The organism is Aquabacterium sp. A08 (genome assembly GCF_011742065.1).
In genome coordinates, this window is the sequence record NZ_JAAQQT010000228.1 from 1 (window position 1) to 802 (window position 802).

The 802-nt window shown below is 68.8% G+C and carries 2 protein-coding genes; both read right to left on the reverse strand.

The genetic code is table 11. The annotated features are described in order from the left end of the window. Positions 1-152 (reverse strand): exodeoxyribonuclease VII small subunit (gene xseB, locus HA630_RS25925; protein ID WP_371809177.1); only part of this gene is annotated, 152 nt, incomplete at its 3' end. After that, on the reverse strand, positions 149-802 hold a 654-nt coding region (locus HA630_RS01280), incomplete at its 5' end, for an exodeoxyribonuclease VII large subunit (protein ID WP_305792603.1). The genes HA630_RS01280 and xseB, both read right to left, overlap by 4 nt.

The window sequence follows — 802 nt, forward strand, 5'->3', positions numbered from 1 at the left end:
ACCGCATCGATGCGGGTCTGGCAGTTCTTGTACGCGGCCACCGACTCTTCGACGATCTGCAGCAGGTCGTCGATGTTGGGCTCGGTCTGCTCGCGTAGGGTCTGGGCGTGTCGCTGCAGCACGCCGTAGGACTCTTTGAAGCTCTGTTTCATGGTGGGTCTCGTTGCGGGTTGGGTTCTTCCTGACCGAGCACGGTGCGTCTGCGCCCGTCCCGGAATTCCAGGGTGATGGGTGTGTCGGCCGCGCCGGCCTGGGCGTGGGAGCTGGTGATGGCCTGGCCTTGGGCGTCGCGCACCAGTGCGAAGCCGCGCTGCAGGGTCTTGTCCGGCCCCTGGCCGGTGACTTCTCGCATCAGGGCCTGGGTGTTCTGGCGGGCCTGGGCCACGGTGTGCCGGGCCAAGGCGGTGGTGTCGCCGTAGGTGTGCGCCAGGGCGTCCCGGCTGCGTTGCAGGTCGCTGGCGGCGCGTTGCTGGACGGTCTGCCAGTCGGCTAGGGTTTCGGCCCGGGAGGTGCGCAGGCTCTGGCGGGCTTCGGCGCGGATGTCGGCAAACAGCACCGGGACTTCACGTTGGGCCCGCTGCAGGTGCTGCTGCGCGAACTGGCGCACGTCAGTGATCTGCTGGCGCACGGTGTCCTGGGCATGGCGCACCGCGTGGTGGGCGTTGAGCTGGATCTCGGCTTTGAGGTCGCGGCTGTGCTGGCGGGCCTGGGCCAGGTGGCGCTGGGCGCCCGAATCGATGGCGGTGTAGTTGGCCTGCACGGTGCGTCGTGTGCGTTCGAGCTGCTGCTCAGTGGCGCGCTG